At 69.0% G+C, this 12,989-nt stretch carries 16 protein-coding genes; 3 read left to right on the top strand and 13 right to left on the bottom strand.

Features of this window, described 5'->3' with window-relative positions; genetic code table 11:
- Positions 1-39: 39 nt before the first annotated feature.
- Positions 40-825: a neutral zinc metallopeptidase gene (locus tag PE061_RS14295; protein WP_336296999.1), complete on the top strand. Its 786-nt coding sequence runs from the start codon at positions 40-42 to the stop codon at positions 823-825.
- 36 nt (positions 826-861) lie between these two features.
- On the opposite strand, the gene PE061_RS14290 is transcribed toward PE061_RS14295, so the two are convergent.
- The gene (locus PE061_RS14290) at positions 862-2,061 is read right to left on the bottom strand and encodes a serine hydrolase domain-containing protein (protein WP_271259209.1); all 1,200 of its coding nucleotides are present in this window, start codon (positions 2,059-2,061) and stop codon (positions 862-864) included.
- A gap of 144 nt (positions 2,062-2,205) precedes the next feature.
- On the opposite strand from PE061_RS14290, the gene PE061_RS14285 reads away from it, so the two are divergent.
- Positions 2,206-3,579, top strand: coding sequence for an MATE family efflux transporter (locus PE061_RS14285; RefSeq protein WP_271255924.1), 1,374 nt, complete (start codon positions 2,206-2,208; stop codon positions 3,577-3,579).
- Here PE061_RS14285 and PE061_RS14280 read toward each other — a convergent pair.
- The 3 genes from PE061_RS14280 to cysD form a co-directional block, all read right to left on the bottom strand.
- The gene (locus tag PE061_RS14280; RefSeq protein WP_271255923.1) at positions 3,544-3,975 is read right to left on the bottom strand and encodes an acyl-CoA thioesterase; all 432 of its coding nucleotides are present in this window, start codon (positions 3,973-3,975) and stop codon (positions 3,544-3,546) included. The genes PE061_RS14285 and PE061_RS14280 overlap by 36 nt on opposite strands.
- A gap of 93 nt (positions 3,976-4,068) precedes the next feature.
- Positions 4,069-5,973 carry a sulfate adenylyltransferase subunit CysN gene (cysN, locus tag PE061_RS14275; RefSeq protein WP_271255922.1) on the bottom strand — a complete coding sequence of 635 codons (1,905 nt, stop codon included), beginning with the start codon at positions 5,971-5,973 and terminating at the stop codon, positions 4,069-4,071.
- Entirely contained in the window at positions 5,973-6,875 is a 903-nt protein-coding gene (gene cysD / locus PE061_RS14270) for a sulfate adenylyltransferase subunit CysD (RefSeq protein WP_271255921.1), read from the bottom strand. The genes cysN and cysD overlap by 1 nt, the downstream gene beginning before the upstream one ends.
- A gap of 180 nt (positions 6,876-7,055) precedes the next feature.
- On the opposite strand from cysD, the gene PE061_RS14265 reads away from it, so the two are divergent.
- Entirely contained in the window at positions 7,056-7,418 is a 363-nt protein-coding gene (locus tag PE061_RS14265; protein WP_271255920.1) for a tetratricopeptide repeat protein, read from the top strand.
- Here PE061_RS14265 and PE061_RS14260 read toward each other — a convergent pair.
- Genes PE061_RS14260 through gspG form a run of 9 tightly spaced genes read right to left on the bottom strand, consistent with a single transcriptional unit; the run spans position 7,415 to position 12,984 of the window.
- Entirely contained in the window at positions 7,415-7,879 is a 465-nt protein-coding gene (locus PE061_RS14260; RefSeq protein WP_271255919.1) for a hypothetical protein, read from the bottom strand. The genes PE061_RS14265 and PE061_RS14260 overlap by 4 nt on opposite strands.
- On the bottom strand, positions 7,879-8,583 hold the full coding sequence (gspN, locus tag PE061_RS14255) for a type II secretion system protein N (RefSeq protein ID WP_271255918.1): 705 nt from the start codon (positions 8,581-8,583) through the stop codon (positions 7,879-7,881). Before gspN ends, PE061_RS14260 begins: the two co-directional genes overlap by 1 nt.
- Positions 8,580-9,059 (bottom strand): type II secretion system protein GspM, encoded by a 480-nt coding sequence (gene gspM / locus PE061_RS14250; RefSeq protein ID WP_271255917.1) that lies wholly within the window; start codon positions 9,057-9,059, stop codon positions 8,580-8,582. The genes gspN and gspM overlap by 4 nt, the downstream gene beginning before the upstream one ends.
- The gene (gene gspL, locus PE061_RS14245; RefSeq protein ID WP_271255916.1) at positions 9,056-10,147 is read right to left on the bottom strand and encodes a type II secretion system protein GspL; all 1,092 of its coding nucleotides are present in this window, start codon (positions 10,145-10,147) and stop codon (positions 9,056-9,058) included. Before gspL ends, gspM begins: the two co-directional genes overlap by 4 nt.
- On the bottom strand, positions 10,144-11,145 hold the full coding sequence (gspK, locus tag PE061_RS14240; protein ID WP_271255915.1) for a type II secretion system minor pseudopilin GspK: 1,002 nt from the start codon (positions 11,143-11,145) through the stop codon (positions 10,144-10,146). Before gspK ends, gspL begins: the two co-directional genes overlap by 4 nt.
- Positions 11,142-11,750 carry a type II secretion system minor pseudopilin GspJ gene (gspJ, locus tag PE061_RS14235; protein WP_271255914.1) on the bottom strand — a complete coding sequence of 203 codons (609 nt, stop codon included), beginning with the start codon at positions 11,748-11,750 and terminating at the stop codon, positions 11,142-11,144. The genes gspK and gspJ overlap by 4 nt, the downstream gene beginning before the upstream one ends.
- Complete coding sequence (gene gspI, locus PE061_RS14230; RefSeq protein WP_271255913.1) at positions 11,747-12,112, bottom strand: type II secretion system minor pseudopilin GspI; 366 nt, start codon at positions 12,110-12,112, stop codon at positions 11,747-11,749. The genes gspJ and gspI overlap by 4 nt, the downstream gene beginning before the upstream one ends.
- Entirely contained in the window at positions 12,099-12,569 is a 471-nt protein-coding gene (locus PE061_RS14225; RefSeq protein ID WP_271255912.1) for a GspH/FimT family pseudopilin, read from the bottom strand. The genes gspI and PE061_RS14225 overlap by 14 nt, the downstream gene beginning before the upstream one ends.
- Positions 12,541-12,984, bottom strand: a complete 444-nt coding sequence (gene gspG, locus PE061_RS14220) for a type II secretion system major pseudopilin GspG (protein WP_336296998.1) — start codon at positions 12,982-12,984, stop codon at positions 12,541-12,543. Before gspG ends, PE061_RS14225 begins: the two co-directional genes overlap by 29 nt.
- Positions 12,985-12,989 lie beyond the last annotated feature (5 nt).

The following is a 12,989-nucleotide window of genomic DNA, read 5'->3' as shown; positions in this document are numbered from 1 at the left end:
CGGCGGCCGGCTACCCGTCGGCGGCAAGGGCGGCTTGGGGTGGGCGGTCTCGTTATCGTCGTCGTGCTGGCGCTGGTGTTCGGCGTCGATCCGATGCAGCTTCTCGGCGGCCTGTCGCAGCAGGGCGGCGTCGCCGTGCCGCAGCAGCAGGCGCCCTCCGCCGTACCCGGCGAAGGCGCGGGCTGCGAGCGCAGCGACCTCCATCGTTTCTCCTGCACCGTCCTCGCCGATACCGAGGACACGTGGAACACCATCTTCCAGCAGTCCGGACAAAATTACCCGGAGCCCACGCTCGTCTTCTACGCGGGCCTCGGCCAGTCCGGCTGCGGCGCGGCGCAGTCCGCGACCGGCCCCTTCTATTGCCCGGCGGACCGGAAAATCTACATCGACACCAGCTTCTTCGACCAGCTCGAACAGCAGCTCGGCGCGGGCGGCGACTTCGCGCAGGCCTACGTCATCGCGCACGAGGTCGGCCACCACGTGCAGACCGTCACCGGCCTTTCCGAGCAGCTCCGCCGCGAGCAGGCACGCGTCGGCAAGACACAGGCGAACGCGCTCCAGGTCCGCATGGAGCTTCAGGCCGATTGCTACGCGGGCCTCTGGGCGCGCTCCAACCAGCAGCACCTCGAAGCCGGCGACATCGAGGAAGCGCTCACCGCCGCCAACGCCATCGGCGACGACCGGCTGCAACGCCAGTCGCAGGGCTACGTAGTGCCCGACAGCTTCACGCACGGCACGTCCGCGCAGCGCATGAACTGGTTCAAGCGTGGCTACGAAACCGGCGATCCGAACCAGTGCGACACGTTCGCCGCGCGCGAACTCTGACCGCTTCTCCCCTGAAGAGGAGGGGCTTTTTGCGGCTCAATCCTCGATCGCGGCGTAAACCATCGTCTTGAGTTCGCGGCGGACCGGGTAGGACGACGAGGGGATGAGCTGCGTCATGAAGATGCAGATCAGGTCTTCGGCCGGGTCGATCCAGAAGGCGGTGGAGGCGGCGCCGCCCCAGAAATAGTCGCCCGCCGAGCCTGCGATCATTGTCTTCGCCGGGTCCATCGTCGTCGCGAAGCCGAGGCCGAAGCCGATGCCGTTGTAGTTCGCCTCCGAGAACAGCGAGACCGACAGCGCCGGCAGGTCGACGCCGCCCGGCAGGTGGTTCGCGGTCATCAGTTCCAGCGTCTTGCGGCTGATGTGGCGATGGCCGTCCGCCTCGCCGCCGTTCAGTAGCATCTGCGCGAACCTCAGGTAATCGTGCGCGGTGCCGACGAGGCCGCCGCCGCCCGAGACGAACGCGGGCGGCCCCCGGAAGCCGGAAAGCGCGGGATCGTCCTGAAGGATGGTACGGCCGTTCGGAGTGAGCGCGTAGCAGGCTGCAAGACGCGCCTCCTCACCCGCACGGACCTGAAAGTCGGTGTCGACCATCCCGAGCGGCGTCAGCAGGCGTTCGCGCAGGAAGTCCTCGAAACGCTGCCCGGTGATGCGCTCGATCAGATAGCCGAGCACGTCGGTCGCCACCGAATAGTTCCACTTCTCGCCGGGCGAGAACTCGAGCGGCAGCTCGGCAAGGCCCGCGATCATCTGATCCAGCGTGATCGTGCCCTTCTCGATCTCGCCGATGCCGCGCGCGCGGTAGGCGGCGTCGACATTGGTGCGGTTCTGGAAACCGTAGGTGAGGCCCGCGGTGTGGCGCAGCAGGTCGATCACCAGCATCGGTCGGGCGGGTGCCGTCATCTGGAACCCCAGCTTGTCGATGCCGCCCGCGTAGACGCGCAGGCCCTTCCATCCGGGGATATAAAGGTGGACGGGATCGTCGAGCGCGACGCGCCCCTCCTCCACCAGCATCATGAACGCCACCGACGTGATCGGCTTCGTCATCGAATAGATGCGGAAGATGGTATCTTCGGCGACCGGCACGCCGCGTTCGCGATCGGCAAGGCCGCGCACGCCGACGTGGGCGATCTCGCCCCGGCGCGCGACGAGCGTGAGCGTGCCCGGCAGCTTGCCCGAAGCCACGTACTTCTGCTCCAGGAAGTCGTCGATCCGCGCGAGACGCGCGGGCGACATGCCATGTCCCTGACCCACCTTCAGCACCAACGGGGCCTCCTTCACGCCTCAGCGCCTTGTACGACGGCATCGTACACGGATGCACTCGCCAATGTCATCGGTTTCGCGTATCCGGGCCGGCTGTTTTGGTTCCGGTTCCAGAGAATGCACACGACATCCCCCGCCGCCGCGCGCGGAAGCCTCTCCGAACTGCTGGCGCTCGCCTCGCCGGTGATCCTGTCGCGCCTCGGCATCATGATGATGGGGCTGACGGACGCCATCGTCGTCGGGCACCACAGCTCGGCCGAGCTCGGCTACCATGCGCTCGGCTGGGCGCCGACGATGGTCGCGCTGACGACGGGCGTCGGCCTGCTCACCGGCGTGCAGGTGCTGACGGCGCAGCGCATCGGCGAGGGCCGCCCCGAGGATGCGGGCGCGGTGCTGCGGCGCGGCCTTGTCTTTGCCGCGGCCGTCGGCGTGGTCTTCGGTGTGGTGCTGTGGCTCGGGGCCGCGCCCGTGATGCACGCCATCGGCCTCGAACCCGCGCTCGCGGACGGCGCGGCGGCGGTCGCGCGGACCTTCGCGCTTTCCATGCCGTTCTACCTCATTGCCATCGCCGTCACGTTCTGGCTGGAGGCGCTCGGAAAACCCGGCCCGGCGGCGGCGCTGATGTGGGCCGCGAACATCGTCAACCTCGCCGCGAACCTCTGGCTGGTGCCCGGCACCTCGCCGTTCCCGGTGGAAGGCGCGGTGGCTTCGGCAGCCGCCACCTTGATCGCGCGCGCCGCGCTCGTCGCGGCGTTTGCCGCCTACATCGCCATGTGGCCCGCGGTACGGCGCGAATACGGTCTTTCCGCCGCGGCGCCCGGTGCGCCGGGCTGGAAGCCGCTGATCTGGATCGGCGGCGCCTCGGCCGCGTCGCTGTTCGTCGAAACCAGCGCCTTTGCGGGCATGAACGCCGTCGCGGGCCTGATCGGCGGGCTCGAGGCGGCGGCATGGGCCGTGGTGTTCAACGTCGCCGCGGTCGTCTTCATGGTGCCGCTCGGCTTCGCCTCGGCAACGGCGGTGCTCGTCGGGCGCGGCTACGGCGAACGCTCGGCCCGCGCCGTGCGCCGGTCGGGCATGACGGGGCTCGCGGCGACCGGGTCCGTGCTCGTCGTGATCGCGGCGATCGTGGCGCTGCTGCCGGAGACGATCGTGAGCGCCTACACGGCCGATCCGGCGCTCGCCGTGCTGGCCGTGCCCGCCATGACGCTTTCGACACTGTTCTTCGTCGTGGACGGATTGCAGGTCGTCGCCGCGAACGCGCTCCGGGCCCGCGACGACGTGTGGCTGCCGACACTCACGCACACGATCAGCTACGCGGCCGTGATGCTGCCACTCGGCTACGCGCTGGCATTGCCGCTCGGCATGGGCCTGATCGGCCTCGTCTGGGCCGTGGTGATCGCCAGCGTGGTCTCGGCGGGCTTCCTGCTCACCCGCTTCTGGTGGCTGTCGCGCCGCTCACTCCGCGCGGAGGCGCAAACCTTCAAGGGCTGAGCGTAGCAGCGGCGGCAAAGACGCGCTGCCGCCCTCGCCGAGGTGCACGAGCACCGAATCGCAAAGCCCGATGCAGCCGCCGCGCTGGAACATGCCGAGGCCGAGCCGGTAGGAGGACCCGCCGACATGGACGACGCCGACGCCGACCTCCAACGGATCGGGCCAGTTGCCCTCGGCGAGATAGTCGATGGCGATATGCGCGATGAACACGCGGAAGCGTTCAAGACCCGGCCGCTCATGCAGGCTGAAATGGAAGCGGACGCGCGCCTCCTCGTAGAAGCGCGCGACCGCAACGTTGTTGAGATGGCGGTTGAGGTCCATGTCGCCGAAGCGCGGCACCAGTTCGATCCGAAACGGATAAGCGGCGACGTGGCGGCGGCGCGGATCGTCCTTCATGCGTGTGTCGTCCCTCGACTGTGAAACCCGGCGAGACATGGCAGGTCGAAGCCGCCGGGTCCGCCCTTCATTCCGGGAGGGTGGCCCTGAAGATCAGGCCTTCAGCAGCCGTTCCACGATGGCGTCCGCGGCGTCCTCCGGCGACATTCGCGTGGTGTCGATGCGGATTTCCGGTGCTTCGGGCGCTTCGTAGGGGCTGTCGATGCCGGTGAAGTTGCGGAGCTGGCCGGCGCGGGCCTTCTTGTAGAGGCCCTTGACGTCACGCTTCTCGGCCTCGGCGAGCGGCGTGTCGACGAACACCTCGATGAAGTCGCCCTCGGGCAGCATCGCGCGCACCATCTGCCGCTCGGCACGGAACGGCGAGATGAAGGCGGTGAGCACGATGAGGCCCGCGTCCGTCATCAGCTTGGCGACCTCGCCGACGCGGCGGATGTTCTCCACGCGGTCGGCCTCGGTGAAGCCGAGGTCCTTGTTGAGCCCGTGGCGGACGTTGTCGCCGTCGAGCAGGAAGGTGTGCTTGCCGAGGGCGTGCAGCTTCTTCTCGACGAGGTTGGCGATCGTGGACTTGCCAGCGCCGGAGAGGCCGGTGAACCACAGCAGCTTCGGCTGCTGGCCCTTCTGCGCAGCGTGCGCCTCGCGCGTAACGTCCGCCGCCTGCCAGTGGATGTTCTGCGAACGGCGCAGCGCGAAGTGGATGAGGCCCGCGCCAACGGTAGCGTTCGTCATCCGGTCGATGAGGATGAAGCCGCCGAGCTCACGGCTTTCCGCATAGGGCGCGAACGGGATCGGCTTGCCGAGCGCGATGTTGACGACGCCGATGGCGTTGAGGTCAAGCGTCTTCGCCGCGAGCTTCTCGAGCGTGTTGACGTTCACCTCGTACTTCGGCTCGGTGATTGTCGCCGAGACGGTGGTGGTGCCGAGCTTCAGCCAATAGGGGCGGCCGGGCAGCATCTTTGCGTCCGCCATCCAGACGACGGTCGCCTCGAACTGGTCGGCGACTTCCAAGGGCGAATCCGCCGAGACGATCACGTCGCCGCGCGAGCAGTCGATCTCGTCGGCGAGCGTCAGCGTGATCGACTGGCCCGCCACCGCCTCGTCGAGGTCGCCGCCCGCCGTGACGATGCGCGCGACGTTCGAGGTCTTGCCCGAGGGCACGACGCGCACCGCGTCGCCCGGCTTCACGCTACCGGCCGCGATCTGCCCCGCGAAACCGCGGAAATCGAGGTCCGGGCGGTTCACCCACTGCACGGGCATCCGCAAGGGGCCCGCCTGCCGGGCGGTGCCGTCCACCTCGACGGTCTCCAAGTGCTCGACGAGGCTCGGGCCTTCGTACCACGGCGTGTTCGCGCTGCGGCTGCCGATGTTGTCCCCGGCAAGGCCCGAGATCGGGATGGCGGTGAACCGCGCGATCCCGATTTCCGAGGCGAACGCCCGGTAGTTCATCACGATGCGGTCGAAGACGGCGCGGTCGTAGCCGACGAGGTCCATCTTGTTGACCGCGAGCACGAGGTTGCGGATGCCGAGCAGGTGCGCGAGGTAGGTGTGGCGGCGCGTCTGCGTGAGCACGCCCTTGCGCGCGTCGATGAGGATGACGGCGAGGTCCGCCGTGGAGGCGCCCGTCACCATGTTGCGCGTATACTGCTCGTGGCCGGGGGTGTCGGCGACGATGAACTTGCGCTTGTCGGTCGCGAAAAAGCGGTAGGCGACGTCGATGGTGATGCCCTGCTCGCGCTCGGCGGCGAGGCCGTCGACGAGCAGCGCGAAATCGAGGGCGCCGCCCTGCGTGCCGACTGTCTTCGAATCCGCCGCGAGCTTCGCGAGCTGATCCTCGAAGATCATCTTGGAATCGTAGAGAAGCCGGCCGATCAGCGTCGACTTGCCGTCGTCGACGCTGCCGCAGGTGATGAAACGCAGCAGCGACTTGTTCTCGTGGCTTTCGAGGTACGCCTCGATGTCGCTCTCGATGAGCGCGGAGGAGCCGTAGACTTCGAGGGCCATCAGAAATACCCCTCCTGCTTCTTCTTCTCCATCGAGGCGGCCTGATCGTGGTCGATGGCCCTGCCCTGCCGTTCCGACGTCGTGGTGAGCAGCATCTCCTGGATGATCTCGGGCAGCGTCGCCGCGCGGCTTTCGACCGCGCCCGTCAGCGGATAGCAGCCGAGCGTGCGGAAGCGGATCGAGCGCATCTCCGGCGTCTCGCCCTCGGCGAGCGGGAAGCGGTCATCGTCCACCATCAGCAGCAGGTCGCCGCGGCGCACCGTGGGTCGTTCCTCCGAGAAGTAGAGCGGCACGATCGGGATGCTCTCGCGGTGGATGTATTGCCAGATGTCGAGTTCGGTCCAGTTCGACAGCGGGAACACGCGGATGCTCTCGCCCTTGTTCTTGCGGACGTTGTAGAGGTTCCACAGCTCCGGGCGCTGGTTCTTCGGGTCCCAGCGGTGCGTGGCGGTGCGGAAGCTCATGATCCGCTCCTTGGCGCGGCTCGCCTCCTCGTCGCGGCGCGCGCCGCCGAAGGCCGCGTCGAAGCCGTAGTGGTCGAGCGCCTGCTTCAGCCCCTCAGTCTTCCAGAGGTCGGTGTGGAGCGCCGAGCCGTGCTCGAACGGGTTGATGCCCCGCTCCTTCGCCTCCGGATTGTGCCAGACGAGAAGCTCCATGCCCGCGTCCGCCGCGGACTTCTCGCGCAGGTCGTACATGGCGCGGAACTTCCACGTGGTATCGACGTGCAGCAGCGGGAACGGCGGCGGCGCCGGATAGAAGGCCTTCTTCGCCAGATGCAGCATCACGGCGGAATCCTTGCCGATCGAATACAGCATCACCGGCTTCTCGCACTCCGCGACGACCTCGCGGAAGATGTGAAGGCTTTCGGATTCAAGGCGGTCGAGATGGGTGAGGCGCTTCATGGCTGCGCTCTATGCGCGAACGGCGCTTGCCGAACAAAGTACAAAGTCTTGGGCGCTGCATAGCCCGGTTTTCCGCACATACATGGCACTGTCACAAAACTGTAATATTTCATTTACGGGACTGTCATAAAATTGTAATGTTCGAGCAAATGAGGTTCCTGAGTCGAGGGAGTGTCTGCCATGAAACTTGCGTTCGCTGCCGTTGCCGCCGCCGCGTTCCTCGCGGGCTGCACCACGTCGCCCACCCAGCAGGCCGAGATCGGCTACGCGCCTGGTTCGCTCGGCTATGCCGCGATGATGAAGGGCAATTGGGAGAAGGCGGAATCGCAGCTGATGCGCACGGATGCCGACGATCCCGCGCGCCTGCTCAATCTCGCGCAGATCTACCGCGTAACCGACCGCGACCTCGCGGCGCGGGACCTCTACGCGAAGGTGCTGGAGGAAGACGACATGCAGCTCGTGCTTTCGGACGGACGCGTCGTTTCCGCGCACGATGTTGCGAAGTCGGCATTGCAAACAACGGCAACCGCCGCGCGCAACTAACGGCAGCCGATCAGGCCGAACACCGGAAGCACCACCGAGCCGCGCGCCGACTGCCAGGTCAGCGTGCCTTCAGGGATGACCGCGCCCGCAAGCAGGCCCTCGCGCTGCTCGATGCGGACGTCGATGGCGATGCTGTGCCCGGCGCCCGCGAAGCGCTGCACGGGTGCGTGGCGGACGACGGGGTCGCCCTCCGACGCGGTGCGCGCGAGCACGATGACCTTGCCGCCGTCGACGATGCGGGCGCTCGGCGGCTCATCCAGAATATAGGCGATGCGGCGCGCGGGCTCGGTACGCTGCCAGAGCGCCATGCCGCACTGGCCCTGTTGAAGCTCCTGCTGCGGCAGCTCGGCGAGCGGGCGTTCGGCGGAAATGCTGGTCGCCAGCGGGCGCGGCGCCGGGCCGCGCGTGCCGCCGCACGCCGAAGCGGCGAGCGCGCCGAGCAGGATCGCAAAACGCCTCATTACAGCCGTCCCTCCCCGCGCAGCACGAGATTGCCGCCTTCGCGGACAAAACCCGCGGCGAGGAAGCCGGCATCGGTCTCGGGCGCACTCGCGACCCTGATCTCATAGGTGTAGCCGGCATTGCCCGCGATGTGGACGAACAGGCTGGCGTCGCCCGCGGGCGTGCGCCCGGTGAGCGGCAGCAGCAGAAGCCCGTCCGCGCAGGTCGCGGTGCCGGCAAGCGACAGATTTGCGGTTTCCATGCGCACGTCGGCCGTGACCGCGCCGGAGGCCGCGCGACAAGCGTTGCCCGCGAACGAAACGCCGAAATCCTGAAGCGAAAGCGTCGCGCCGAGACCCGGCACGAACGGCGGCATCGGAACGACGGCCGTGACACCTTCCGCAGCGAAGGCGCCCCTTGCGGCTATCAAAGCGCCCGCAGGCCCCGCCGTGCCGGTTTCCGGCGCGAAGCGGAAGCGCGCCTTGCCGGTGGCGAGCGCGAACGGCGAGAGCGACACACGGAGATCGCCGAGCGGTACCCCGCCAAAGCCCGCGCCCTCGGCGCGCCCGGCCCAGATCGACCCCGAAACGGCGCGCGCGTGAAACCCCTGCGCGGGAAGCGGCGACAGCGACAGCGCGAGCGCCAGCGGGAACAGCAGCAACAGGCACAGCGCGAAAGCCGCGGCGAACACCAGCGCCAGCCGACGCGTCGGCAGCGCCGTCATGCCGGACCGTCCGAAAAGCCGATCTGCGCGGAGACCGTGGAATCGTCGTTACGCTGCACGAGCACGCGGTCCGCGACGATGCCTCCGTTCCGTTCGAGCCCGGCGATCCAGCCGAACAGGAAGGTCGGCTTCACCGCCGCGATACTGACGAGGACGCCGCCGTCCTCCGGCTGCGAAGAGGTGAATTCGAGACCCGCCGCATTTGCCGAAGCAGCGACGATGTCGCGCACCGCGCGGCCGTCGCCGCGCGCGGGCGTACCCTCTTCCGCCGCGATCCCGATAGCGGCGTCGCGCACGGACGGCATCAGCGCGGCGACGCGCGCGTGCCGTTCGGCGGCGCTTTCCCGAAACGCCGCGAGCGGGCGCAGGATCGCCAGCCAGACAAGCATCGCCGCGAGCAGCACGCCGAGTACGGCAAGCAGCCGCTGCTCGCGCGCATCACGCCCCTGCCACCATGTTAACGCTGTTTGTATCACAGGCGCGTCACCTCGATGTCGATCCGCTGGCCGTTGTCGCCGCTGCGCGAGGCGCCCTCGACGAGGTTCAGTCCATCCGCCACCATGCGCTGCTTCACGGGCTCGGCGGACGCGCCCACGGGGGCGATCAGCGTGGCGCGCATCGCGCCCGTGGGCTCGTAGCGCAGCGATTCGAGCCGGATGGTGCCGCTCGCCTGAAGCGCGCCGAACAGCGACGCCGCCATGCCGGTGAAGCCGCCGCTCGATGCCGAGGCGGCGTAGCGCTGCTGGAGTTGAAGCGCCGGATCGGTGATCACCACGCCCGGCAGCGCCTTCGCCGCGAGTGCCTGCATCTCCGCCTCCATCGCGTTCGCCGCGAAGTGGTGACGCAGCGCGAGCGCAAGATCGGCGCCGAGCCACGCTGCGACGACGCCCGCCGCGAGCAGGGCCATGCGCCGGATGTCGGCGCGGCCGACAGCGCGCGGCCGCGCCTTGCGGAATTCGCCCTGCCGGAGGTTGAGCGGCGCGTCGGGATAGGCCGGGAGATCGAGGATGTCGCGCAGGATCGGGCGCAACGCGCGGCCGCCGATCAGCATCTCGGCAAGCGCCGGTTCGGTTTCCAGCGCGAGGTCCGACGCACGCACGAGCAGTGTGTCGCCGGAACGGAGCGTGCTGACGGCGTCCTCGGCCACAGGCAGCATGAGCGGCGCGGGCACCATCTCGTCCGGATCGAGGCCGTGATGCACGAGTGTGGCGAGCCAGCCCGCCATCACGCCCTTGTCGACGATGCCGATAAGGCGACGCCCATCGGCGTCTGCCACCGCTGCCGCCGCGACGTGCTGATCGGCGATCGGCGCGGCGACGAAATCGGCGGCGAGGTGGCGCGCCGCGGCGGCGGCCTGCGCGGCGGAGGCTGCGGCAAGCTCCACCCAGTGCAGCGACACGGCACTTCCCGGCACGATGGCGGTGACGCGCGTGTCCTCGTCGATCTGTGCCTCGGCGTCGTCGACGAGAAGCCCGGACGCCAGCGTGCGCCCGTCCTCGCCCTGTGTGCGCCAGCGCAGCGCGGTCCCCGACGCAGGCAGCAGGACGAAAAGGCGGCGGCTCATTCCTCGACCGTCCAGCGGCGTTCCACGACGCGCGCGCGGTCGCGCGACACATCGAGCAGCGCGGTCTCGGTGAGCGTGTAGCCCGAGACGTCCACGTCGATCTCGAGCGCGAACCAGCGCGACGTGAGCTTCACCTGATCGAGTTCCTCGCTCGACGGCGTCAGCGCTGCGATCGCGGGCGCCTCCCAGAAGTCGAGGGCATTGGTCCAGCCGCCCGCAGGGCGGCTCGCCATCACCTGGCGGGCCGCCTCGGGCGTGAGCCGCCCCGGCATGATCATCGTCAGCAGCGGCGCCTGCGCGGCTTCGAGCGTGTTGACGTTGATCGGCGAAAGTTCAGTTGTCGGCAAGGCGCATACCCAAGGTCTGACAACGTCATAGATTTCCGGCGTGATCCCCGCAACCGCGCGCAGTTCGCTCACCTCCGCCAGCAGCGTGTTTCCCGTGCGATAGGCGGGCGACAGCCGCGTGTAGGCCTCGTCCTCCCCGCCGAGGGGGAGCGGCAACGAATCCGCGTCGATCCAGTCCGCGAGGGTGAAGGCGGCGCGGCGCGCCTCGGCATCGGAAATGCCGAGTGTCGTCATCAGCGCGGTGAACTGCGCGATACCGCGCGGGCGGGCGCGCAGCGTGGTGGGGCTGCCGCCGTCCGTGACGCTGTTGAGATTGAAGCAGTTGCCGCCGTCGGACACGCGGGCGCGGATGGTTCCCGCGTTGTCCGGCGTGGGGAACACGAACTCGCGGCCGTTCCAGCCGCCCGCCGATGTCAGCGTGTCGCCGGCCCTGCCGACGAGTGTCGCGATGCGTTCGAGCGCCATCACCTCGGCACCGAGCACGTAGTAGCGCGCCTGCGCGGCGACGCGGCTGTTGCCCGCCATGCGCACCGAGCGGTTGATGGTTTCGAGCGCCGTCGCCGTCAGCGCCCCCATCACCGCGACGAGCATCAGCACGGTGAGCAGCGCCATGCCGCGTTCGCGCCCCCGGTGCTTCAGAGCGCGCTTCACAGCGGCACCTGCGTGAGGAAGAGCTGGCGGACGATGCCGAAGCGCGCGGTCGTGGCGTCGATGCGGACGGCGGCGGGGAGGATCGTTGGCTGCAAGGGGTCCCACGCCGGGCGCCAGTCGGCAGTGGAAACAGCATCTGACGCCGGGTCCGGCGCGGCGCGGTATGCGACCTCGACGGACGCGACACCCTTCGCCAGCACGGCAGGCTCGCCGAACGCCGCACCGTCCACCATTGGGCGGGCGCGGCGCACGATGGCACCGTTCTCAAGCCGGTACTCGACATATTGCACCGAGGCGCGCGGCGCGGCGCCGGGGTTCTCCCAGCCGCGGCGGACGAAGGCGAACAGCCGCCCACTGCCGTCGCTGCTCTCGAAGGCCGGGCGCACCTCCCCGGCCTCGCCGCGCGGCAGGCGCTCAGCGGCCTGAGCGAGATCGGCACGGAGCGCGGCGCGCAGGCGCTGGAAATCCTGCACCGAGGCAGACACGTTGGACAGGCGAAGCTGCGCGTCGGCGGAGTTGCCGAGCACGACGACCGCCGCCGCCGCGAGCAGCGAGAAGACGAACAGCGCGACCAGCGTCTCGACGAGGGTGAAGCCGTTCCTCACGGCGCAGCGACGCCCCGGAAGGCGGTGAGATCGCCCGCCGCGCCGCCGGGACCGCGCACGGCGACCGAGATGCGGACAAGGCGCGGGTTCTCCGTGCGCGCGACCTGCCGCGTCACCGTCCAGTTCACGCCGGCATTCACCACCGTGCCCGTGGTTTCGCCGAGCGCCGGCGGCGCGGGCTGGGTGAGCGCGTCGACGACGGCGTTCTCGGCAACGATGTCGGCGAGCAGCACGTCCTCGACGCGGCCCGCCGTCGCGGCGTTGGCGGCGCCGAGCCGGATCAGCGCGAGCACGGCGAGGCCGAGCACGGCCATCGCGACCATCACCTCGATCAGCGTGAAGCCTTGCTCACGCCCCCGCATCGACCCTCACCTCGCCCGAGCCGAGCACGCGCACGACGGCGCGGCGCTCGTCGTTGATGAGCGTCAGCGTCTGCGCCTCGCTCATGCCGACGCTGTCGAAGCTGACGCGGATCTCTCCGTTTTCAGGAAGCACCGGCACCGTGCCGCCGCGCCACGCGGCGTCGGCAAGCGGCGCATCGTCCATCGGCTTCCACGCTTTGCCGTCGCGCATCACGAAGCGGTAGCCGCGCGTGTCGAGAATGGCGGATGTCTCGCGGTTCGCAAGGATGGCGTGGTCGCGCGCCGCGAGCAAGCGCGCCGCAAGCCGTTCACTTTCGCGCACCAGCGTGGCTTCCGACGAGGGCAGGCTCACAGCGACGACCGCCGCCATCAGGCCGACGATTGCCAGCACGACCATCGTCTCGACGAGGGTGAAGCCGCTTTCGGCCCTAGTTCTGCCAGTTGCCGATATCGGCATCGTCCCCCTCCCCGCCCGGCTTTCCGTCGGCGCCGAACGAAAAGATGTCGTAGCGGCCGTGGGTGCCGGGGAACGCATACTGATAGGGGTTGCCCCACGGATCGGCGGGCAGGCGTTGCAGGTAGCCGCCGCTGCGATAGCGGTCCGGCCGGGCCAGCGTCGCGGGCGGGGAAACGAGCGCCTGGAGGCCGTCCTCGGTGCGCGGATAGGTCATGTTGTCGATGCGGTACATCTCCATCGCCTGCCCGATGAGCGCGACGTCGGCGCGCGCCTTTTCCACCATCGCGCGGTCCTGGCTCGGCAGCACGTTGATGACGACGAACGTGGTGAGCAGACCGATGATGGCGAGCACGACCATCAGCTCCACCAGCGTGAATCCGTCTTCGCGTTTCTTCTTTTCCACGGGCTTCGGCACTTGGA

This window comes from Sphingosinicella microcystinivorans (assembly GCF_027941835.1).
In the GTDB taxonomy this organism is placed as follows: Bacteria; Pseudomonadota; Alphaproteobacteria; order Sphingomonadales; family Sphingomonadaceae; genus Sphingosinicella.
Note: the sequence above shows the minus strand (reverse complement) of the source record. Positions and strands in the feature narration are given on the sequence as shown.

What these genes read in the sequence shown, in the direction of transcription:
- PE061_RS14290 (WP_271259209.1), bottom strand. Translation starts at nt 2,061, where the DNA reads ATGTCGCCCGCGCGTCTCGCGCGGATCGACGACTTCCTGGAGCAGAAG.
- PE061_RS14285 (WP_271255924.1), top strand. Translation starts at nt 2,206, where the DNA reads ATGCACACGACATCCCCCGCCGCCGCGCGCGGAAGCCTCTCCGAACTG.
- PE061_RS14280 (WP_271255923.1), bottom strand. Translation starts at nt 3,975, where the DNA reads ATGAAGGACGATCCGCGCCGCCGCCACGTCGCCGCTTATCCGTTTCGG.
- cysN (WP_271255922.1), bottom strand. Translation starts at nt 5,973, where the DNA reads ATGGCCCTCGAAGTCTACGGCTCCTCCGCGCTCATCGAGAGCGACATC.
- cysD (WP_271255921.1), bottom strand. Translation starts at nt 6,875, where the DNA reads ATGAAGCGCCTCACCCATCTCGACCGCCTTGAATCCGAAAGCCTTCAC.
- PE061_RS14265 (WP_271255920.1), top strand. Translation starts at nt 7,056, where the DNA reads ATGAAACTTGCGTTCGCTGCCGTTGCCGCCGCCGCGTTCCTCGCGGGC.
- PE061_RS14260 (WP_271255919.1), bottom strand. Translation starts at nt 7,879, where the DNA reads ATGAGGCGTTTTGCGATCCTGCTCGGCGCGCTCGCCGCTTCGGCGTGC.
- gspN (WP_271255918.1), bottom strand. Translation starts at nt 8,583, where the DNA reads ATGACGGCGCTGCCGACGCGTCGGCTGGCGCTGGTGTTCGCCGCGGCT.
- gspL (WP_271255916.1), bottom strand. Translation starts at nt 10,147, where the DNA reads ATGAGCCGCCGCCTTTTCGTCCTGCTGCCTGCGTCGGGGACCGCGCTG.
- gspI (WP_271255913.1), bottom strand. Translation starts at nt 12,112, where the DNA reads ATGCGGGGGCGTGAGCAAGGCTTCACGCTGATCGAGGTGATGGTCGCG.
- PE061_RS14225 (WP_271255912.1), bottom strand. Translation starts at nt 12,569, where the DNA reads ATGCCGATATCGGCAACTGGCAGAACTAGGGCCGAAAGCGGCTTCACC.